This window comes from Acinetobacter sp. V115_6, from assembly GCF_031799025.1.
Lineage (GTDB): Bacteria > Pseudomonadota > Gammaproteobacteria > Pseudomonadales > Moraxellaceae > Acinetobacter > Acinetobacter pittii.
In genome coordinates, this window is record NZ_JAVQNO010000021.1 from 1,966,276 (window position 1) to 1,986,580 (window position 20,305).

Here is a 20,305-nt window from a genome sequence, read left to right on the forward strand (position 1 = left end):
TCAGTATTAAGGCGTTGCTGGTGTACGGGTAATTGTTGGTGCTTCATCAACTACAGTGTAGTCAAAAGAAGTATTTAAGATGTCGCCTGTACCACCTGTAGGTAATCCTGCGGTAATTTCTACTTTAGGAATGAATAACTCATATTCATTGCCTTCACTGTCAGTAATTGGCACACGTAGAGAAATATTGGCATTTGTGAATTGTTTAGCGTACATCTCGGAAGTGTTTTGAGACCAAGCTGCTGTAAATGAGCCTGTTCCTGCTGCAATCATTTCAAGAATCTTTTTAGGATCAATGCCACTACCTAAACAGCGTTGAACCTGCATTGAGTTATCCCAATTGAAAGTGAATGCTGTAATACATGAGATGCCAGCTTGAGAGACACCATCAATCAAAATGTCCCCGACTGAAATGTTAGACATTTTAGGATTGTCATCAGCTGGCGTTACTGTTCCCAATGGAGGAGTAGTTGCACCTAAACGACCTAGAGCCATTAACCCGAAGGTCATGGTAATTAAGCCTTGCTCTGGAATATCAATTCCAAAGGTGTTTACATGTGCGCCTTTAAAAATATGGTAGTCATTCACATCAGTGAAGCCGCGAAGCACACTGAATGTTTGACGCACATTTCCACCAAAAGTTAATACATCAGTAGCCCAGTTATTGAAAGCAGCTGCGGCCATTAAGTCTTGAATCAATGGGCTGTATTTGGCTTCACACGTTAAATCACCAGCATATTCAGCACCAGTAATCATTGATGATCGAGCAATGCGGGAATCTGCAATTGAATTAGACGATTCTTTAGTAACCGTGGCATCTAGTGCATTTTCGGTGAATTCAAATGTTTGACGGTCAAATGGGCTTGGCGTAACCCCAATTGTTGTTTCTTTAGCTATTTGTGTTAGCTGACGAGCGCCTGAACTCATAATAAGCTCCTAATTTTTTGGCAATAAAAAACCGCCCTAAAGGCGGCTGTTAATGAGTGCTTGTTTAAACAATTAACTGGTTTTGCTCAAGAGCTGAGAAAGACTTCAAGAGCTCTAATATCTTTCGAGGAACTTCTGAAAAGCATTCTCCATCACCTTTGAAAGGTATTAAAGGATGGTACTTAAAGTTTTTCAGAAGGCCGTGTATCTGTTTTTCCATGTCATAAATTAGCCCTGTATCGCCATCAACCAATTGAATAACCTCATAACCATAAGGTAACTTATGTGAATCGAATCTTATCTCTAGGCTATTAAGAGTTATTCCAACTTTATAAAAGCTTTCATCTTCAGAATTACATTTAATTAGATAAAGCTTTGCTCTTTTGTTCTTTTCTTGAGACAACTTTATATAACTTTCACGCTTAAAAGTGTTGTATTCAAAATGACATTTTACACACCCCCTACCTAACTTATGTTTTGCTGGGGTTTGCATGAAATCCCCATGCTTACGGCAAGTTATAATTACTGGCACATCAATATTTACATACTCAACTTTTGAATAGTCATATTTATCTTTATGAATTTCCTTAAATTGATTAATTATGCTTTCTGTTGAAAATCTTAATCGCTCTTTATTTATAACTGTTGAACATTTAGCACAACCCTTTCCTGCGTAATGGTTAGATGGAGCTATAAAGAAAGAGCCATGTTCACTACAAATAACTTCTAATTTTTTGTGATTACCTATGTATTCTGCTTTTGAATAATCATACTTCAGGCCATGTTTTTCTATAGCTTTTTTGATAAATTCGTCAGTTGTTAGTTTTCTCATAATGTTCCACAAACAACATTCAACACCAAGATATTATAGCATTTTTTAGTTGACCCTAAAACCAAATGTCACGTTGTACTGCACAAAGTTGCCATCATCACCAAGGTTCTGAACATCACCTTGTTTAATCTCCAATTGACCTTGTGTGTAGTATTCAAAATGAGCCAACCAAGCATCTGCAAGTTTTGTAATTGCTACTTCGTGAGTATTTAAACGAGCCATGCAGTTGATTGAGATAATCCCAGTTCGCCTTGTACAAGGTGTATCACCAATCGCAGCAATGATTGAACCACCCCAAAGCACGTTAATATCGCACCAAAGGCCATCAACCGGCACTGTAAAATCTTTATTAGGATATTTAATTCGGGTTTGCTCTATTCCAGTAAATGCCATTGCTCTAGTGATAATGGCTTGTCGTGCTTGATCTAAAGTCATTGCCATTTTTAACCACCGTATTTCTGAGCAATATAGTTAAAGGTAAGGCCATAGACGCCTTGAGGCGCTTGTCTTGAGTATCCACCTGTTGTCTTTGGTGTTTCTGGCTTATCAGTAAAGTCGCCATACTCGATTTTGGTTGCATAAGGCGCATTTGTTTGAATGTATACAACTGAATACGGAACTAGACGAGATAAAGCGCTTGTGCCTTTGCTTATGGTTGAGCCACCACCCTTGTCTTTCTCAGCTTTATTAAATGATTGGTCAGTTTGATTAATGCTGACTCTGTGTGATGCTCTAAAAGCACCTGTATCAACCGGACTTTGAAGAACTACACCCTGCAAGGCATCAATGACAATATCTTTCTGTTTTTTGGTAAGGTCGGCTTCAATTGTTTTTGTGAAGGCACTCGGTTTGCTGCTCCATACCATTATCGACCTCACTTTCTTGGTACATAAAGAATAAATCTTGGGCAATACGTTGAATTGAATATGCTTCAAATTCCCCGCTAGGCTCCTTCTCACCCATTAGTAGCTTTGTCCGCTGCCAAATATGCACAGCTTCATGTAGCAACAGCCCATAAATAACAATAAGTTCTTTACCCTGTGTATCGCCAAGTTGAACAATACACTGCCTTCCGTCTTCGTAGTAATCCACTTGAGCGGAGCAACCAAGCGAGAGAAATTTATCTGTATCGTTGATATTGTCGTACATCAGATCAAATTGGTCTTGATTGCGAACTAAAGTGTACTGAGAATGATCGAAAGGCGTGACATACCATTCAGGAACGTAGTTGTTATTAATCATCAAACCTTCCTTAGTTGGGCAATCCATGATGCGCCCGCTGGATCATGACCACAACTCATAACTCGATAATTACCACCTTCAATCACCCAAATGTCATTAACATCTGGCTCTATGAATGTGCCTGCAGCATCTTTCACTTCATTTTGCAGTAGAACGGCTTTAGCGTCTGTTGCTCGGTAATCTATAGGCTTCACCAAGTCTTTTAAATATGAGCCAAATAGGACGCCTCTACCGCTATATACATATTCGGTGTAAGTATCTTTACCTGTAGCGGGATTAGATCCAGTTATTATCTTTCGAGTACAGGTAAATGAATCTACAGCATCAGCAAGCTCATCTTCAGCATCAAAGGCAGCACCAAGTTCTTGTTGAATCTCATCACGCATTCCCATGGCTTACTCCGTAATGACAAACGTATTGATGTGGTACTTCTCACTAAAGAATGGTTCTAGAAGGTCAAGAATGAATTGCATATCACCACTTACTGACTCTTCTTTTCCTGCAACATAGGTTTTGCTTACTGATGTACCTGATTGTGCAGATACTGTTTTGGAAGCAACTACGCCTTCTTTTGTTGTATATAGCTGACCTGCTGCTGCAAGTTTTGCGAGATAAGCTCCAGCAGTAAGAATTGCATCTGGCACTTCACCTTCTGGATACTCTGGTAAATTTCTAGCATTAAGCCACGCATTAGCCTGCATTACAGCAATAACTGGGTCGCCACTTCCCCACCAGTTAGGCCCTAGCTTTTGAGTCACACTTTCGACTGTTACATAGTTCATAGCTTAATCCTAAAAATCTAATTAAGAAGGACGGCCCGAAAGCCGCCCCGCTTCACTTAACCGCCATTAGCTGGAGCTTCTGGCACAGGAACCGCTACTTCAGGGTCCTTAATGCCATAGTCGCCTGCTGTTTTGGCAGGGTCAAACATGGTGCCTGCTGCTAATGTGTCTGTCGCATCATCAGCATATCGGCGGTCTGTAGGGTATTGGTATTTGTAGTCTGGTTGCTTCTCAGCCATGACTGCTCTCCTTAAAGGTTAGTAATTAGGAAGCGGATTGAATTGTCTTCTGGTGAACCAACAAGCTCCCAGTTGGCTGCTTTCTGCAAGTCTTCCCATGAAGCGCTTAATGACTCACGATCAGTACCACCAGTTAAGGTGTTAGCTGGCGCAATGAAGCTAAACCCTTGCGGATGAATCAGCATATTGCGACGAGTCCACAGGATCTCATGACCAGCACCATTACCAGTTGCTTGAGTTTCTTCAACTGCCAGATCTTTACGGCCTGCTACAGAGTCATATGAGAAAGCACGAGGGCCTGCAAGAATCGTGATGAATTTTGCATTAGCACCTGTACCAATTTGCGTATTGAAATCTGTCTCAACTACAGCACGGCCGTTGTAGACAGTGATTGGCGGAAGGTTAGCACTTGTAGTCACCTGTTCAAGTAACTGTTGCTTACGCATTTTCGCTGCAATACGTGGATGAACGAACATCACACCACGGCCACGTAATTCGCGCTTCATTGTGCTTTCTGCATCAATATATGCGTCAACACTAAAGCCAGTAGCTTCAGTTGCTGTTGAAGCCGAGATGTCAGTTGTTAAGCGTTTTCCATTCGCATGGTCATAGTTACGCAAACCGATGACTGTTGCGCGTGCACGGTTTTCTGCTGCATCTAACCAGTACTTATTCAGTAAGCCACCGATCAGCTCAAGCGAGTTCACTTGTGATAGATATTGACCTAAAACTGACTCAACAAAGCCTTCGTTAAGGTAAGCAACACGACCTTGCATTGCACCTGCTTCAATTGTGCGAGGCATTGCAATATCAGTCAGAATGGTGTTGCCATAGTTTTGCTCAACATTTCCATCAATACCATTTACATACGGCACAGTGAAAGTAGACGAACCACTTGTTAGCAGTGCACGTAAACGGTCATCAGAAACGAAAGCACCAGATTGAACTAATGGTGATACAGCTATTGGATTTGGACGTAGATACGATAAAACTACGTTACGGTTAAATACTTCTACTAAAGAAGGCATGGAGTTACTCCCAATAATTAATTAATAAATTCGCCATTTGAAAGCGCTGTTGCGAATCCTTGAGGGTCATTCTTTTCAAAATCCGCACGCTCCTGGGCGTTCATTTCACTTGGTTTCTTGGCAGCTCCACCACCTGAACCACCGCCAGAAGCCCCACTTCCTGACGCATTTGAAGCAACAATTAATGGCTTGAATGCCACATTGCCGCGAAACTCTTTTTTGAGATCATCAATACTTAAGGCACTAGGTTTGCCCTGCGAATCTAGTACACGTACTTTGACCTCGCCATTTTCATCAGTTTCAACTTGAAGACGATTTGTAATGTGTGGAAGCAATACTGCCTCCGAGCCTTTGATAGAAAGCTCACTTGCTAATGTTTGTGCTGTTTGCCCGACAGTTAATTTGTAGACTTGGTCTTGCAATGCTTTGGTAGCTTCTGCGTGTTTTGCTTCTGCTTGTTCAAGTTTGGCTTTCCAAGATGCTTCAATTGCAGCAACGTCACCTTTTTTACGAGCTGCTTCTTCAGCTTCTTTTTGGGCCTTCTCTTCAGCTTCTTGGCGTTTTTCTTGCTCTTTTTTCTTTTCTCCAAGGAGTTGTTCCACCTTGTTTTTAAGACCTTCAAGCTCACCATTGTTTTGCTGCGGCAGACCTTCAACTTTTAAATAAAATGCACCGTCTTTTTCTTCATAAAGTGCCTTTATTTCATCAGATAAGCCCTCTAGGCTATCGAGTTTGTATTTCATGTTTTGCTCCCTGAGCGGTTTTGCAGTCACAAACTGCGGGCAATAAAAAAGCACCCCGATTGGAGCGCTATTGGTATTAATTTGATTACTTAGTCCATGCTTTTAGGATTAAGTCATAAATGATTTGTTGTTCTGGCGTGTTCACAACAACCGCCCTTAAATCCACCATCTTTACACTTCTTAAAGTCGCCACCATAAATACGATGCGTTTTGCAGTCATAACACTGACAACTAAAAACATTCACATAGACTTGCCATAAAAGCCACATAAACCCAAGCAAGCCAAAAATTGCAGGCAAGATAATGAAATACAAAACATATGCTTGACCAATCATAATCCCAACCTCTTAAACATTTCATCATCAAGCTTTTTTAGTTCAGCAAGTGTGAATGGCTGACCAGTTAAAGGATCTACAAACTTATCTAGAGAGTATTTACCCTCTTTGAATAGCTTGTATCTTGTAGGCCCAAGCCAAGACTTTTGAAAACCTGCATCTTGTTTATCAAACCAACCTTTGAAAGTTGTATTTGAATCCACTACACCGATTTCACCTTCACCATTCACTTTATTGTTGAATGGACGCATGCCTATTGTCTTTCCTGAGTCATCAGAAACGGGGATCAGAATCGATCTACAGTTTGGGTGAAGTGGTGGCACAGGATGGGGTTCATCTTTCTTATAAACCTTGTCAGAGTAAGCCATACAAATTTTAGAAGTACGGCTATCCAGTGTTGCAATGAACTTTACATACTCAACACCAATAGTCTGATACGTTTCATTCAAGGCAATATTTGATACATGACTTCGAGCAGTACGGACCATGGTAGAAATCTGGCTTCTACTCTGTTCAAGCAAGCCATCTTGGTAATTAAGAGCTTTCTTTCCCTTGATCCGCTGAACGATTTGTTGATTAGTTTGACCTTGAGATAAGCCATCCCGAATAGTTTGCTCTACTCTTACGCGAACATCATCAGCAATCCTCGCAAAGATAGAATCAAGTAAGACACCACCACTTAAAGGCGTTTTCTTTGCCTTAATTAATAGCGTCTTGCCATTCGACTCTAATTTGCGATTAGCGAGTGTTTTAGCTTGATATGTAGCTTCGTATACCGCTAGGGCTGTTGCGCTTACTGTGAAGCTCTCAAGCAATCCTGACGCTACACTTGCCTGCCAAGTCTGAACCAATGTCCTGACTTCTTTTAAAGCTGGCGTCGTGTATTGCCCTGCCATCAATGCAGTCTTCTCAGCATCACTCAAATCGTCTAATAAATCTCTTAACTTTGAAAGCATCTCGTTAGAGAGCGAATCAAATTGTGTTAGGAGATTATTAGTTTCAGTTGAAGACAATCGGTAGAGATAAGCCTGATGTGATACCAGAGCATCAAGTAAAGCTTGTTGTGACAACTGGACGATCATTTGTCACTCCTTAGATTTAAACCACCATAGGTCGATTGACTGACTCGCTTTCGATACGTGTTTGCTCATCTTCAAAGCTAATTTCTGGCACTTTTCCAGTTGTAAGCAGCTCATGGAATGTTTCCATGCTCATACGATTAGCAAGCACCATTTCCCAATAGAATTTAAGCGTATCAAGGTCAATCTTGCCTTTTGCAAAATCTTGCTTAATTGTGAGTTTCGCTTTAGATCCACTTCCGTAATATGCAGCACACCAGTTAAGCGCATATTCCATCGCCTCATTGGTATTAGCAACACACAAAGAAAGAACGCTGTACTGAGCTAGTTTTTCATTATTTGATTGGGTAGCAGTCTTATTGACCTGTTCAGTCTCAAGAATTTTGGCACCCATGGCCTGCATGTACTTTTCTTTAGCATCCATAGCCTGCTTTGCTAAGGTACTTTCAGTTACTTGTTTGTAGTCAAATGATGAGCCTTTCGGAAGCATTAGAGGGTTTTTAGAACCTAAGCGAACTCCATTTTTCTGCAACCAGTCGCGCCAACCTTCATCAAGTTCATTGATAACTGGCTGGGCTTGACCACAAATAAAAACCATCTCTTCATAGCTTGCGCTGTTCTGATAATGGGCCAAGTTCATCGTGACAATCGGTTCTAATGGGATTGGATCAATATTCCAGTCATTAGCCAAAGCCCCCAAAGGAATAAAGGGAATTTCATTCCATCTTTGGCCTAATGAATTCGTTGGGTAGAAAATATCTCCACCCTTTAATTCACCTGATTGATCAGTATAAATCTGTACGTAGTATTCATTCTTTTCATCAAGGCGAAGTACACGGTAAATATTTATTTCTTTCTTAGAGAATTCGTCTTCTGGATCATTTTCCGTAGTCTCCTCATGCAAGACAATGAGTTCAGGCTTATAGACCGAACCAACTCGCTTTAGGCTCCAGTTGATAATACTCAAAGATTCATAAAATACGATCGTTGGGCGAATACCCAAGCTCTCAGCTTGTTGCAAAGAAACATTGCCGTCGGTAGTCGGATAATCTACAAACAAACCACCACGTGCATGCTTAAGCAGACCTTGAACTGAAGACTGAGCAACTTGGTAAATTGACTTACCTGTACCATCAGCATCGTATTTAAGAAAATCCATTCCATCCGGCTCGAATGTTGGATCCTCAGCAAATACAACGCCGACCATCTTGTTTAATGTGTCTTTAGCAATCTCGTATAACACAGCACGGGTTAAGTAAGCCAAATAATATTGATCATTCTGCATTATGTCAGACGATACATTGGGTTTTGGTAAATAAAGTTCCCCACGTTCTTTAACTTTGGTGGAACCATCACAGACATCGTCGATAGTTTTCCAACGCTTTTTCATGTCTGCATAAGCTTGATGTTCAGTATTAACTGGCATTAGTAAACCATTCCTATATCTAGTGTTTTTGCAACAACCTTTTTACCCATAGCCACAGCAAACATACGGAAGCCGTCAGCACCGTGTGAGTGAATGTCATGAAGCGGGTTGTCTTTCCAACACCCAAGCTTGTCATTCCACTCTTTTCGGTAGTTCTCAAGATGGGTGATACCTTCTGCACATTTGTATTCATCAAATTCACATAAAGGCAGAATCTCACGGACCTGTTCAATACCATCCATTACGGTGATACTTGGCACTACTTCGAAGTTGACTGAATACTTCTCACCGTCATCAAGCACATAGCCTTCTTTGGCAATGTCTAAGCGAGACTTACCATCATTCATAAGAGAACGGTTTTTGATGTCGTGTGGGGCGTAATGCTTGCTGTACTTATAACCTTTGTCTTTAAGCACTTTGAAATAGTGCCGCATACCTTCGCCTGAGTTTTCGTAGTAATCAATTACCTGATAGCAAGTGTCTGATAGCTTCCTAATAAACCAGATCACCATAGAGTCTGAGACCCCCAAGTCCCAAAAGGTCATGACAGGTAAATGATCATTTGAAGGCAATGAACCAATTCGCTTATTGGCATACAAGAATTTAAATTGGTTCTTGTAGTAAGCGCCTTCAACAGATTGGGCAAAAGCTTCACTAGGAATACTTGGATATTCCCGCTTCATATCCTCGCCAAGAGTTTTCTCTTTTGAGTGATACCAAGATCTTTGTTTTGGCGTTGTTTTAATGTTGTGCTTTGCTTCCAGTTCTTCAAAGTATTGAACTAGACGTTGTGGGATTTCTTCAGTAGGTTCAATTTCATAATCGGCATTCTTCCACCAGGAGAAGAAAAAGAACTTCCAATCAAGAGGACTTAATTTTTTGCTAAGTAATAATAACTTTTCTGCTAATTGGCAGAATTCGTAGAAGTAACCGCTTTTACCCTCTGCTGTGCTTTCAAGAGTAATACGTCCTTTAAGGCTGACTGCTTCAAATGCACCAGTAACAATCTCACGAGCTTTATCTGGGAACTTCGCACAGATCTTACCGAACTCAGACACATGTAGTCGGTCTAATGTTCCACCACGGAATGAGGTTGATACTGTGATTGAACCACCTTTAACAAATACAAGCTCATCCTTAGTTTGAATCTCTAAGGGATTGGCTGCTTTGATTAAATGCGGAAGTCGGTCATAAGCGTACTTAACCTTTTCACGGAAAAGACGCTTAGCATCATGTAGCGTATGGGCAATCAATGCACACTTATCAGACATGAACAATGCAGCATCTAACTGAATCATGCACATTTCAGTAGTAAAACCTAACTGACGTGCCTTTAAGATGATGTTACGTGTCCATTCGTTTTCGAAGTATTCAAGTTGTTCAAGTGTCATCTTGAACTTAACTTGCTTACCCTCTTTATTCGTAATGTAGTAAAGATTATTTAAGCGCCAAAGTTGGTCTTTAAGTTTCGCTTTATGCTCAGGATTCAGCATGGCTACTCCTTATAGTTACGCATCCTTCCCTATTTCATCCATCAACTCGGATAATGACTGAACTTCAAGTGTCAGTTTATTCTCTTGTTTGTCAGCTAAGCCAAGCTCACGCGCAACAATCGAAGCATTAAGCAATCCAGCACTTGCACCTTCAAATTTTTGAGTGAAGATAACCCTTTTGATATCGCTACAGATTCCAATAAAACCTTCTTTAGAGCAGTAAGTTGCCCAAGTTTCGTCAGAAATGTCCAAAAAGAAGCACAAACCTTGAATGGTCATTGCGCGCATCTTCGGCAAATCTTCAACAGTTACAACGCCCTCATATGCAAATGCCTTCGCCTCTTCTAGTGGGTTATCTGTAACCCATTCAAAGTATTCACAGGCAGCTTCCCATAGTTGTTCTGGATCTTCAAAGATCGGTTTACGACCGTGAGAGCTGCGCTGCTCCCAGAATCTATTACCGATTGGAGCTGCCATATATTTACCTCATTAAAAAACCCTCCGAAGAGGGCTTATTTTATGCATTTAGTTTCTTAATAATTTCCGCGGCTTCTAAATCAATATCATTAGACGTCAAAGGAATTGAAATGGCTTCTTGATCTAGCATTTGAATTTTTAACTCAGGGATTTGTCAATTGCTTGTGCAATTTTCCTTTGTCTTAAACATTGATTTGTAGAATATTATTTGTGTTTACATAAATATCATTCGTTAGCTTAATTAGCATTTTCATACTCTTAAAATTATTGTAGAGAACGAAAGTTAATCTAAAATTCTAACTAATTCAATTTCTGACTTACCTACTTTAGTCAAATATTTTCTTAACTTTGACAGTGCCTGCTTTTCTGTTTTAGCAAACACATTGTAAAGTGGCTTCGTCATACCCAACTCAACCCAATGGTATTGATTCATCGCTACTCCAACACATACTTAAGATCATCAGGCGTTTCCAAATAACACCCGTTTTTATTACAGAATGCATGAATGTCGTTTAGGTATTCAGTCATTTGTTTTGTAGAAGCATCTCGTGTGCTAGTAAGCATTGTCACGCTATCACGCACTTGTTCGTACAATGGGTGCCTCTCAACTTTCAAAGCTTTTACAGTGTCAAATGTCTTACGATAATCACCAACACCATCACGATAGAAAATCACTGACAGCAATGTGTATTTAAAGAATAAGTGCTCATAATCTTTCGTAGTGCCTTGATGCTTTGCCCATTCAGTGAGCCAGTCCCAATACAGCCTGTTTTGCGCTTTTGATCTATTGCGATCATCAGGCTTAATAGTGACGACCAGAGGCTTCCCTTCAATCGCAGCTTCAGCATGGTTCTTATTTAGATAATTTGTCACATAGTTGATGTCAGAATGGTTTTTGATGACGAATCTAGGTTCCATTTTGACCTCATCTAATGCGATAGCTGCTACCAATCCACATCAAGCGAATGTTGCATAAATCTCGTGATAAACCTGTTTTGAATATTCGGCGATATTTGTAGCCGATTGGCATGTAATTATCTAAAGGAAGCTGGTGATTTCTCAAAGTTGCACACTCTACCCAAAATCTGCCATTAATTAGACATTGGGCATATTCGCCTCTACCAATTCTTAAGAACTCGCCTGTCTCGTTGTTATAGTGAGTTGCAGTAAAAGGAACTGTTTTTCCATTAATTTCCATACCCACCTCAATAAAAAACCACCCGAGGGTGGCTTAAACTTTATCAAACTTAAAATCACTTCTAGATGTGTAGATCTTTGCTATATGCCTTAAAGCTTCTTCTTCAGTATCAAACATCATTGAGAAAGTTTTAAATTGAATCTTCTTGCCATTTGAAAGGACTTGATACTTGTATTCATACTCTGAAAAATTACGTCCTGAATACTCTCTAAAGTCCATTAAAAAGTGGCTTAATTGCTCACCAACCCACCAAATTTGATTCTCTGGAATGAAGCGTAGTCGATCACGAATTAACTCACGACAAAAGGGGTGTCGAACATGCTGATGGTTAGAGTTAATAATCCATTCAATTTCATCGAGCCGTTGCAGGTATTCAATTAAACGGCCAATTTCTTTAACTTCTTGTATGTCACTAAATTCACCAACTGGCGTTCTGTATAGTGTTGGAGTATCAATCCAATCAAACTCTGGCACATCAATTTCTAGGCTAATTTTCATTAGAATTTACCATTGATTTATAGAGTTAAATTATACCATAACCACATGATTTAATTAAAAAACACTGTCTGAATTTGTATCTATTTTTAACATCAATTCGGTCTTTTCTAACCACTGATTGAACAAAGCTTCTGATTCTTTTTTTGTGCCTAATTGATAGGTGTCGAACTTATGATGGCATTTGTAGCAGAGAGGCACTGTAAACTTGTCAGAGGCTTTTATTCCTTTACCCTTGCCGTGCTTGCCAGAATTAGAATGAGCCGCCTGTGAGTGAGGATAGCCGCATCTAACACATGGCAATTTTCTTATTGCAGCAAGTCGCTTTGCATCACGCATGAAGGTTACTTCTAATATTCTTTACTTGGTCTTTGTGTCGCTTAATCTTCGCGTCAATATCAAGCATCTCTTTCGCAGTCATCAAACCACGTGAAAGGTTTTGAAGCTTTTCTATTTCATTGCACAAAGCATTTAAATTCTTCTTCGCTTCGATTGTGTCCATGTTCACCCCAATGCTTCTTGCAATTCGGCTAACTTGTAATGAGTGTGTGGATTGTTTATTCCTACAATGCATTTATCAGCACAATAGCCATGTACTTTAAAGTGATCATTCCATTCGTCTACGTAATACACTGCATCAGGATGGGCTTCTTTCAGGATGCCTGAAATCTTATCTTTGCCCAGCTTTTCAATTAATTTCTGCGCTTTCATAAACACCCCAAAAAAGAAAACCCCGTCAAACGACAGGGCTACAAACACTTAATCTTTCCACACTTTCTGCATTCTTTCTGGTTAAACATGTCGGATTCATACTCCCAAACATGAAAACAGAATACTTGCCTGATGATTCGGAGCATGTGAACCTCCAAAAAGCAAAGGAAACGTAGCGAAAGCTTTAGAATTGTTTATCCAATTCAGCTTGGTAAAGTTTCTCTTTCAATAAATAGCCTTCAAGTTGCCAAATTTTTTCACGAGCATTTTTGTAGGCAATTTCACGTCCTATCTTCTCGTCAAAGTTTTCTGGACTCGCGCAAGCTGATTCGCCAGTGACTGTAAATCCGTTTTCTAAAGACAGAATACAAATAGTTAAGCAACTTGCACCACAATTATCTTTATAATCATCTGCATAATAATCTGGCACTACTCCGCCATTAATGAAGCGGACCGCTTTAATCTTTGAATCAATATAATCTGGTGTGATGCGGGGAGCATTTAAGCCTTTTGTTTGGATCTCTTGCTCAATCTGTTGTTCACTTGACATTCTTCTTCTCACTTTTCGATAGGCAATAAAAAAGCCCACGATTAAGTGAGCTTTTGAAATAACGCTAGTGAACCTGACTACTCAAGCGCACTATACCAGATATCCTATACCGCGCGTTTAAACGAGTCAACACCAAATGCATCAAAAATATTAAATTTCTGCCTAATTAGGTCAATATTGCTGAAACACTCAGTGCGGCCACAAAAATGCTTCTTGGGTGTATATCTGTATTTTTGCAAAAGTCTTAATAGTAAAGTCTCAAACCTATAGAGCTTCTTTCTATCTCCATTCTGTAGACTCAAAACATCAAACTTATATGGAAGCCTACTGTTATCAGGGAATCTCGACTCTAGAGATTTTGTAGTAATTCCAATTTTATAAAACTCCTCTTGTTCATCATAACAACGAATTAGGTAAATCATTGCACCCTGATCCATTAAGCTTTCTTCATTACAGGCTACACATCCTCTGCCTGCTAGTAGCTTTTTAGCTCTGGTCCTTATCCAACCGTGTTTAGGGCATTTGATCTCAACAGTAGAGTCAACATCCTTATCAAATACAACCCTTGAGAAATCATAATCGAAGTCCTCATAGGTTAATTCTAGGAGTTTCATAAAATTTTGGTGACGACGTTGCATAGCTGTGGCTACGCAAGTAATATTGCGCACAGTCATTTTGGAGCCTCAATTTCAATTTGATTAGAGCCATATAGGTGTTGGTAGCACCTGTATGGCTTGCTTAATTATTATACCATAATTTCATTTAAGATCATGATATTCTTAATCTTTTGTCATGTGCATGTAGAAAGAATCTTGCACATCCAACCATGATATTTACTTGTGCCTTAGATTGATTTGTGATGATGCCCACAGCACTTAATGATCTGTTTTCTACCTTATGTCGAACCAAGCACATCACTGCAAATTTAGCTTGATAATCCACTTTTTCTGATCTTAGGACACTTCGCAATAATGCCTGCACTTGATCTGCCTCAAAATCATTAATCTCACAACGAATGTAGGCTTTCCCTCTTGGTAATTCCTTTCCTGCTTCACGCATCAACCAATAGATCTGATTGATATGCAATCCATCTGGCAAATCACCTCCTTTCATGCGCACAGTCTCACACCAAGCGCCGAACTGCTCTAGCCATCCATCAATTGTGTATTTTTTCCAATCCATTACTGGTGTTACTACCGCCGCATTCATACCGTCACCCTTAATTCATTTCTAATTTTTTAATCCAGTCGATTGGCTCGTAATCTAATGGCATAGCGCCAAGATCAGCCAATTCTTTAACCGTTAATTTTGTACTTTGCCAAAACCCTAAATCTCTCTCGGTCCAGTAAAGGACTAATTTAAGAATGCCTTCGACTCTGTAGTAGAGAGTCCTGTTAGTTGTCAGTGGACATCTAAAATGAGTTGCGCCGATTGGCGCTGCCGCTCTGATCTTTGCTATTTCCATCATGCCACCTCCACCCGTTTCATTGCTTCTTCAATCCAATTGAGCACTAATCCGCTTTGAACTTGCTTTGTAGTGCCACGAATTACAGTCCATCCGTGAATAGCTGCAACTGAGTATTTCTCGCAATCTGCTGTGTAGCCTTTGCCTCTAGTGTGGCGTCCGTTGCTGAATGCACCACCTTCGACTTCGACTAAGATCATGTACCCTTCGATTCGAAAGTCAGCCTTCCATCTACGCTCAGGATGAAATCTAAACTCCTGTTCATAAGCGATCTTCATCATGTCTAGCTGACGGCAAAGCATTGCCTCGCCTTTGCTAACACCTTGTCTATGCTTCAATGGCACACTAGAACGCGCCACTGGTTTTGATCTAATGCGTTGAGCCTCTTTGAATGTGGTCATTGGTCACGCTCCCAAAACTTAGGTTGCCCAAGTCTTTTCCATTCTTCATAGTGAGCTGGACAGACATGTACATCATCAATAAAACTGCCATCCTCATCTTTCATTGGCACTTGCTCTGCTAGCTTGTATGCATGTACATTGCAAAGCACGCCATCACAAGTCTTTCCATTAACTGGATAATCGCAAAGCCAACTGCCTTCCTTCAGGATTGTCTCTGAGCAAACATTGCAACAATAAGGAGCAATCCACTTTGGAGACAAGGTAGTCCAAACATAGTGATTTCTTTGATCAAGGTAAGTTATTGGCATCCTTCCCCCTTGAGCGCTTGCTCAACTCGCATTGCTAAACATGCACTGAGTGCACCACCTTTCTTGCAAAGCTCTAATGCCATATCCACGCGCTTTTGCAGCTCGTCACGTTCGTGAGTAAGAATTAATGTTTTCTCGAATAGTTTGATTTCTCTTTTGTGGATTTCAGTAGCATGGTTTTGCAGCTCCTCCACTTTCGCTTGCTGTACCTTCCATCCATCTTGAAATGCATCGTATCGTGCATCGATAAAATCATTATTGAATGTGTCAAATGCTTCTTCATATCGTTCTGCAATCGGCTTACCACCAAAGTTTGAATATTCACGCATGAACCAATCTATGAAGGCTTGTAGTAGTTCTTTATTTGGCTTTTCCATCACACATCCTCCACTTTGCAATTAGGCGAAATGTGGTTTTCTGGTTTGTCTAGGGTTTCGCAATCAATGCGATGGCCTGCTGCTATTTCTTCTGGTGTGGCTTTACTTAGCCATTCTTTAGGTGAAATACAATCTCGCTCAATTACATCTCCATTACTTCGCACAGCATCCACTGTATAAACACCACGCCAAATCATGCTGCACTGTTTGCGATAAACAACCTTATCCCCGACTTTAAACTCACTCATGGCTGGCTCCTTTTATTCCCTTAACTTCATTCAGGTATTGCTTACTACGAACCACTTGTCGTTCAGCATTTTCAACGAACCATTCAGCACGCATGACTTCTAATGTTTTGTAGTCAAAGTCGATTAGTTCACCTTCCTCATCTGGATATGACATTAGGAGCGAGCCACTATTAATCACTCTGCAAATCAGCATTTGGAATGAGTTAATTCCACTTACAAAAACTGCGGCAGGCTCTTGATTTTCATTACCCTTACGGATGCAGATTTGACCGATATATTTTCTATTCATACCCGCCTCCGTATATTGATTCGTGGTCTTTGATTGCCCTTTCTAAACGTGGTCTAGTACACATCCAGTTATCAATCCAACGATGCTCAAATTCATCCCAATCGAGTTTTATTAATTCAGCCAAGGTTCCTTTTGCCGCATCGATTCCATCTAGGTCGCTTAAAATGTCCAAAGACTCTACTAGACACTTGAGGTCTGCATAATCAACAGTCTGGGTGGCTTTGCCATATTGCTTAAATACATAATCTTTATGGTTGCTTTGTGTTTGGATCACTGCTCTCGCCTTCTTTTCTCCAAACTCACGAATAAACTGTTCTGGTTTCATTGTTGTTCTCCGTCACGTTTAGTAATGGCTTCTAATCTCTTGATCTCATCATTGATATACCAAACAGCCTTTTGTAAATCTTGGATTTGGCTATCTGAATCTTTTAAACCATTGCGCCATAAATACTTGATTGCATTACCAATATTGAAGTTGCGGTGTCTTGTGATCTGAATACACTCAATGCCACTTGGTTCACTGGTGTAATGCTTTGGGTAATTAACATTGTCAGTCATACCACTAACTCCTTAATCACCATGATCTCTTTCCCTTTCATGAGGCGCTTATATAGGCTCAATGTGCATTTGCGAGTGTTTCTTGCAAGAGAGATAAGCGAAGGAGATACATTTGCTACTTTGGCTAATTGCTGCTGTCTTCCATGTACCTTTGAAATCCAATCAACCAAACCGTCTAGGCAATCTTTATTAACGAACGTATGCTTAAGTGATGGATCAACTTCCAATTCAAACAACTCATCGTTAAGCAGTTCCATTTCCATTTCTGTTTTAAGCGCACGAATGATTTCTGTTTTAAGTTGGTGTTCTGCGCCACTCTCAAAAGCATCACGCACAGCCTTAACAACACACATTTCGTAAGGTGGGCGATTCTTTAACATTGCTATCTTGTTCAAGTTGTTTCTTACTTCAGTTAGAGTCATATCGCCACCCAAAATAGTTGTTTAGCTTTGTCAGTTGGTTTGAGCCCCATTGGTCGAGCATTATCAGATTGCAAGTAACCGGCTTCTCTTAATTGATGAGCGAAGCGTTTTGATTTTGAATAGTTACAGCCGATCCATTCTTGAATATCCGCGATTGAAGTCTTGCCGCGTTTTTCAATTGAGTTCTTTAAAACCAAAGCCATTTTTTCGAATTGTTCTACTGTGGTGTCTTGTTTCATGCCATGCTCTCCATCTCTTGCAAGCTAGCTAGATATGCAGGATCAAGATCTGCAAATGTCGCTCTTGCTAAATCAGTGCCTAGATGTACAGTTCCCACCTCGCCATCACGGCATTTGCCAATGATGATTTCTGCGGTTCCTGCATCTTTTGATTTCTTGTCATAGACTTCATCCCGATAGATGAAGAGAATCACGTCAGCATCCTGCTCTAATTGCCCTGATTCACGCAGATCGGCATTTACTGGGCGTTTGTTAGGTCTGTTCTCTAAGTTCCGGCTAAGCTGAGATAAAGCGAAAACAACGCAATCAAATTCCTTGGCTATTGCTTTCAAACCCTTCGAGATTTCACCAATTGCTTTAACCTGATTGTCAGTAACAACTGGGCTTTTCATGATTTGAAGGTAATCAACGAAGATGGCATCAACTCGGCCATACTTAGCTTTCAGCAACCGCGCTTTACGACGAACATCTGTTAGTGATGCATTTGCGGTGTCATCAATTGCAAACTTAGAATGCTCAAGCATCTTGTTTGCCTGTACTAAGCGACCCCAATCATCATCTTCAAGACATTTACCCTTGATGTTTCTAAGTTTGATTTGACCAACACCTGAAACAATACGATCTCTGATTTCATCCTCAGTCATTTCACATGAATGGAATAGGACAACCATGTCTTGATTGATCGTCATATCACTCATGATGTTTTGCGCGAAGGTTGTCTTACCCATGCTTGGGCGAGCACCAATCAGAACTAAGTTGCCACGACGTAGAGAACCAATTTTGTTGTCCAGTGCAATAAAGCCTGTCTTGATACCCATATCGACATATGTGCCGTTCTTACGAGCTATATTGGCTTCTTCAAGTTCAACGTAGAGACGAGCAACAAACTCATTCACATATGCCAATTCTTTTGACTGCTTGTTGTCTCCAATTTCCGCAATCATGGATTGAGTTTTGTTAATCATCTCATCAACGTTTGTTGTGAAATCCTTAGCCATCCCTTGCATTAAATTAGAGATACTTAAGAACTTACGACGCATCATCAAACGATCAAGTTTTTCAATGTGCTGCTCGAGTGTCGAAATTAATGTAGGAGCTTCAGCATTAAGCTTGAGCATGTATGGCTCATCGATGTAATTCAGGTTTAACGGGTTCTTGTTGATTTCATCCCAAACTAAAATAAAATCAATCTGTTCACCACGGTTATGTATCGCCTGAATTGCATCAAAGATTATTTGATGTTTGCCAGAGAAGTGATCTCGCGTTAGACGCTCAACAAACTGATCTACTCCGTCTGTCAGTGAGAGCAAAGAAACCAATACGCCTTGTTCTGTAGGAACTGAATGCAAGTAATCCATTATTTAGCCCCCTTGTATTCTTTACGAAGTAACACAGGGGTATTTGTTTGAATCTGCTCTTGCTGCTCAACAACTGGATTCTCTAACTGCTCAAGCTCAGTGTTCGTTTCTTGCCAGTTCCAAGCCGCTTTGAAAGATTCCCAACCACGTACAACGATGATTTGGAATACACGCTCATTGCTAAGCTTTGCTTCCTGAGCTTGTTTGAAAATAAGTTGTAATGCACGTTGAGTGATTGGTTTTTTCTTCTTGTTGCGAAGTTCGATGTATTCAGAAGCTGTTTGTTCAGATACACCGTTTTTCACTAAGAAATCTTTTGCTTTGAACTTTTGGTTTTTCGGTGCTGAATCAGCACAAATAATATCTGTAGTATTCTCTGTGTATTCTCTGTATGTATTCTCTGTATTAGATGGGCGGATTTGTGCATTCAGTGTGGCGCTTTCGTGCATACAGTCTGGCGCATTTGTGCATTCAGTATGGATGTTCTGTGCATTCAGTATGGCGGAATTGTGCATGCTATTAATATCAATGCTTTCAGAGTATTCAATCAAAGCTTGATACAGGTTTTCACGCTCTACACGAAAGTAAACACGACGAGGCACACCCATTTTCTTTTCAGAGATAAATTGAAGTGATTTTAGTGTTGCTCTAGCCGTATCTTGCTCACGACGAGTAAGACCAGTTTCTTGAGTCCACTCATGATGTGTTTTAAAGATCCAACCTTCACTGTCTTTAGTGCGAGAAGTCCAGTAGACCAATTGAGACAACATCAAAGCGCCATTGATCCCACAACCTAAAAATACATAGTGCTTGTTGAATGCTATTGGCTGTTCGTTCATAGCTTCAATCAACTTAATAATTGGAATTAATGCACCCATCAAACACCCCACAATGCAAAGTTACCGAGGTCAGCTTTGGTTTTAGCCACAGCAGCCGCAGTGATGAGTGAAGGATGAAGTGCATAAGCCTCAACCGCTTGTTGAAACAAACTTATCTTCCGATTCAGTTCTGTTTCTGCTAATATTAGATAGTTCATTTGGTTCTCTCCGATTGAACATTGAGCCTGATCCACGAAATCAGGCT

38 protein-coding genes are annotated in these 20,305 nt (G+C 40.3%); all 38 read right to left on the reverse strand.

Annotated features, from left to right (window positions below; translation table 11 throughout):
- Positions 1-6: 6 nt before the first annotated feature.
- Positions 7-927, reverse strand: a complete 921-nt coding sequence (locus RMA94_RS17855; RefSeq protein ID WP_311083898.1) for a phage tail tube protein — start codon at positions 925-927, stop codon at positions 7-9.
- A 64-nt stretch (positions 928-991) separates the two neighbouring features.
- Complete coding sequence (locus RMA94_RS17860) at positions 992-1,759, reverse strand: hypothetical protein (protein WP_311083899.1); 768 nt, start codon at positions 1,757-1,759, stop codon at positions 992-994.
- A 45-nt stretch (positions 1,760-1,804) separates the two neighbouring features.
- A complete protein-coding gene (locus RMA94_RS17865; RefSeq protein ID WP_311083900.1) occupies positions 1,805-2,200 on the reverse strand; it encodes a phage tail terminator-like protein in 396 nt (131 codons plus the stop codon).
- Positions 2,201-2,202: 2 nt separating this feature from the next.
- Complete coding sequence (locus tag RMA94_RS17870) at positions 2,203-2,625, reverse strand: hypothetical protein (RefSeq protein ID WP_311083901.1); 423 nt, start codon at positions 2,623-2,625, stop codon at positions 2,203-2,205.
- Positions 2,582-3,001, reverse strand: a complete 420-nt coding sequence (locus RMA94_RS17875; protein WP_311083902.1) for a hypothetical protein — start codon at positions 2,999-3,001, stop codon at positions 2,582-2,584. Before RMA94_RS17875 ends, RMA94_RS17870 begins: the two co-directional genes overlap by 44 nt.
- On the reverse strand, positions 3,001-3,393 hold the full coding sequence (locus RMA94_RS17880) for a glutamate 5-kinase (protein WP_311083903.1): 393 nt from the start codon (positions 3,391-3,393) through the stop codon (positions 3,001-3,003). Before RMA94_RS17880 ends, RMA94_RS17875 begins: the two co-directional genes overlap by 1 nt.
- Positions 3,394-3,396: 3 nt before the next feature.
- A complete protein-coding gene (locus tag RMA94_RS17885; RefSeq protein ID WP_311083904.1) occupies positions 3,397-3,783 on the reverse strand; it encodes a hypothetical protein in 387 nt (128 codons plus the stop codon).
- 56 nt (positions 3,784-3,839) lie between these two features.
- On the reverse strand, positions 3,840-4,022 hold the full coding sequence (locus RMA94_RS17890; protein WP_000818584.1) for a hypothetical protein: 183 nt from the start codon (positions 4,020-4,022) through the stop codon (positions 3,840-3,842).
- Positions 4,023-4,033: 11 nt separating this feature from the next.
- Positions 4,034-5,050 carry a hypothetical protein gene (locus RMA94_RS17895; protein WP_311083905.1) on the reverse strand — a complete coding sequence of 339 codons (1,017 nt, stop codon included), beginning with the start codon at positions 5,048-5,050 and terminating at the stop codon, positions 4,034-4,036.
- Between the two features lie 17 nt (positions 5,051-5,067).
- On the reverse strand, positions 5,068-5,793 hold the full coding sequence (locus tag RMA94_RS17900; protein ID WP_311083906.1) for a hypothetical protein: 726 nt from the start codon (positions 5,791-5,793) through the stop codon (positions 5,068-5,070).
- A 113-nt stretch (positions 5,794-5,906) separates the two neighbouring features.
- Positions 5,907-6,128, reverse strand: coding sequence for a hypothetical protein (locus tag RMA94_RS17905; RefSeq protein ID WP_118936031.1), 222 nt, complete (start codon positions 6,126-6,128; stop codon positions 5,907-5,909).
- Positions 6,125-7,210, reverse strand: a complete 1,086-nt coding sequence (locus tag RMA94_RS17910) for a minor capsid protein (protein ID WP_311083907.1) — start codon at positions 7,208-7,210, stop codon at positions 6,125-6,127. Before RMA94_RS17910 ends, RMA94_RS17905 begins: the two co-directional genes overlap by 4 nt.
- A gap of 16 nt (positions 7,211-7,226) precedes the next feature.
- On the reverse strand, positions 7,227-8,633 hold the full coding sequence (locus RMA94_RS17915) for a DUF4055 domain-containing protein (protein ID WP_311083908.1): 1,407 nt from the start codon (positions 8,631-8,633) through the stop codon (positions 7,227-7,229).
- Positions 8,633-10,126 (reverse strand): terminase, encoded by a 1,494-nt coding sequence (locus tag RMA94_RS17920; RefSeq protein WP_311083909.1) that lies wholly within the window; start codon positions 10,124-10,126, stop codon positions 8,633-8,635. The genes RMA94_RS17915 and RMA94_RS17920 overlap by 1 nt, the downstream gene beginning before the upstream one ends.
- A 15-nt stretch (positions 10,127-10,141) precedes the next feature.
- Positions 10,142-10,603, reverse strand: a complete 462-nt coding sequence (locus tag RMA94_RS17925) for a terminase small subunit (RefSeq protein ID WP_000729883.1) — start codon at positions 10,601-10,603, stop codon at positions 10,142-10,144.
- Between the two features lie 283 nt (positions 10,604-10,886).
- A complete protein-coding gene (locus tag RMA94_RS17930) occupies positions 10,887-11,036 on the reverse strand; it encodes a hypothetical protein (RefSeq protein ID WP_311083910.1) in 150 nt (49 codons plus the stop codon).
- 2 nt (positions 11,037-11,038) lie between these two features.
- A complete protein-coding gene (locus RMA94_RS17935; RefSeq protein WP_311083911.1) occupies positions 11,039-11,521 on the reverse strand; it encodes a hypothetical protein in 483 nt (160 codons plus the stop codon).
- A 7-nt stretch (positions 11,522-11,528) separates the two neighbouring features.
- Entirely contained in the window at positions 11,529-11,801 is a 273-nt protein-coding gene (locus tag RMA94_RS17940) for a hypothetical protein (protein WP_311083912.1), read from the reverse strand.
- A 33-nt stretch (positions 11,802-11,834) separates the two neighbouring features.
- A complete protein-coding gene (locus RMA94_RS17945; RefSeq protein WP_311083913.1) occupies positions 11,835-12,299 on the reverse strand; it encodes a hypothetical protein in 465 nt (154 codons plus the stop codon).
- Between the two features lie 54 nt (positions 12,300-12,353).
- Positions 12,354-12,635, reverse strand: coding sequence for a hypothetical protein (locus RMA94_RS17950; protein ID WP_311083914.1), 282 nt, complete (start codon positions 12,633-12,635; stop codon positions 12,354-12,356).
- Complete coding sequence (locus tag RMA94_RS17955) at positions 12,628-12,798, reverse strand: hypothetical protein (RefSeq protein ID WP_009499843.1); 171 nt, start codon at positions 12,796-12,798, stop codon at positions 12,628-12,630. The genes RMA94_RS17950 and RMA94_RS17955 overlap by 8 nt, the downstream gene beginning before the upstream one ends.
- 2 nt (positions 12,799-12,800) lie before the next feature.
- Entirely contained in the window at positions 12,801-13,007 is a 207-nt protein-coding gene (locus RMA94_RS17960; protein WP_311083915.1) for a hypothetical protein, read from the reverse strand.
- 184 nt (positions 13,008-13,191) lie between these two features.
- Positions 13,192-13,557, reverse strand: coding sequence for a Gp49 family protein (locus tag RMA94_RS17965; RefSeq protein ID WP_311083916.1), 366 nt, complete (start codon positions 13,555-13,557; stop codon positions 13,192-13,194).
- A gap of 104 nt (positions 13,558-13,661) precedes the next feature.
- Complete coding sequence (locus RMA94_RS17970) at positions 13,662-14,231, reverse strand: GIY-YIG nuclease family protein (protein WP_311083917.1); 570 nt, start codon at positions 14,229-14,231, stop codon at positions 13,662-13,664.
- Positions 14,232-14,325: 94 nt separating this feature from the next.
- A complete protein-coding gene (locus tag RMA94_RS17975; protein ID WP_311083918.1) occupies positions 14,326-14,766 on the reverse strand; it encodes a hypothetical protein in 441 nt (146 codons plus the stop codon).
- Between the two features lie 10 nt (positions 14,767-14,776).
- Positions 14,777-15,025: a hypothetical protein gene (locus RMA94_RS17980; protein WP_311083919.1), complete on the reverse strand. Its 249-nt coding sequence runs from the start codon at positions 15,023-15,025 to the stop codon at positions 14,777-14,779.
- Positions 15,022-15,423: a hypothetical protein gene (locus tag RMA94_RS17985; protein WP_311083920.1), complete on the reverse strand. Its 402-nt coding sequence runs from the start codon at positions 15,421-15,423 to the stop codon at positions 15,022-15,024. The genes RMA94_RS17980 and RMA94_RS17985 overlap by 4 nt, the downstream gene beginning before the upstream one ends.
- Positions 15,420-15,731, reverse strand: a complete 312-nt coding sequence (locus RMA94_RS17990; RefSeq protein WP_311083921.1) for a hypothetical protein — start codon at positions 15,729-15,731, stop codon at positions 15,420-15,422. Before RMA94_RS17990 ends, RMA94_RS17985 begins: the two co-directional genes overlap by 4 nt.
- The gene (locus tag RMA94_RS17995) at positions 15,722-16,108 is read right to left on the reverse strand and encodes a hypothetical protein (protein WP_311083922.1); all 387 of its coding nucleotides are present in this window, start codon (positions 16,106-16,108) and stop codon (positions 15,722-15,724) included. Before RMA94_RS17995 ends, RMA94_RS17990 begins: the two co-directional genes overlap by 10 nt.
- Positions 16,108-16,356, reverse strand: a complete 249-nt coding sequence (locus RMA94_RS18000; protein ID WP_311083923.1) for a hypothetical protein — start codon at positions 16,354-16,356, stop codon at positions 16,108-16,110. Before RMA94_RS18000 ends, RMA94_RS17995 begins: the two co-directional genes overlap by 1 nt.
- Positions 16,349-16,645 carry a hypothetical protein gene (locus RMA94_RS18005; protein ID WP_217408526.1) on the reverse strand — a complete coding sequence of 99 codons (297 nt, stop codon included), beginning with the start codon at positions 16,643-16,645 and terminating at the stop codon, positions 16,349-16,351. Before RMA94_RS18005 ends, RMA94_RS18000 begins: the two co-directional genes overlap by 8 nt.
- Positions 16,638-16,970, reverse strand: coding sequence for a hypothetical protein (locus RMA94_RS18010; protein WP_311083924.1), 333 nt, complete (start codon positions 16,968-16,970; stop codon positions 16,638-16,640). The genes RMA94_RS18005 and RMA94_RS18010 overlap by 8 nt, the downstream gene beginning before the upstream one ends.
- Positions 16,967-17,203, reverse strand: coding sequence for a DUF3310 domain-containing protein (locus RMA94_RS18015; protein ID WP_311083925.1), 237 nt, complete (start codon positions 17,201-17,203; stop codon positions 16,967-16,969). Before RMA94_RS18015 ends, RMA94_RS18010 begins: the two co-directional genes overlap by 4 nt.
- Positions 17,200-17,625: a hypothetical protein gene (locus RMA94_RS18020; protein ID WP_311083926.1), complete on the reverse strand. Its 426-nt coding sequence runs from the start codon at positions 17,623-17,625 to the stop codon at positions 17,200-17,202. The genes RMA94_RS18015 and RMA94_RS18020 overlap by 4 nt, the downstream gene beginning before the upstream one ends.
- The gene (locus tag RMA94_RS18025; protein WP_311083927.1) at positions 17,622-17,864 is read right to left on the reverse strand and encodes a hypothetical protein; all 243 of its coding nucleotides are present in this window, start codon (positions 17,862-17,864) and stop codon (positions 17,622-17,624) included. The genes RMA94_RS18020 and RMA94_RS18025 overlap by 4 nt, the downstream gene beginning before the upstream one ends.
- Positions 17,861-19,222: a replicative DNA helicase gene (locus tag RMA94_RS18030; RefSeq protein WP_311083928.1), complete on the reverse strand. Its 1,362-nt coding sequence runs from the start codon at positions 19,220-19,222 to the stop codon at positions 17,861-17,863. Before RMA94_RS18030 ends, RMA94_RS18025 begins: the two co-directional genes overlap by 4 nt.
- Positions 19,222-20,100 (reverse strand): DNA-binding protein, encoded by an 879-nt coding sequence (locus RMA94_RS18035; RefSeq protein WP_311083929.1) that lies wholly within the window; start codon positions 20,098-20,100, stop codon positions 19,222-19,224. Before RMA94_RS18035 ends, RMA94_RS18030 begins: the two co-directional genes overlap by 1 nt.
- Positions 20,100-20,258, reverse strand: coding sequence for a hypothetical protein (locus RMA94_RS18040; RefSeq protein ID WP_311083930.1), 159 nt, complete (start codon positions 20,256-20,258; stop codon positions 20,100-20,102). Before RMA94_RS18040 ends, RMA94_RS18035 begins: the two co-directional genes overlap by 1 nt.
- Positions 20,259-20,305: the final 47 nt, after the last annotated feature.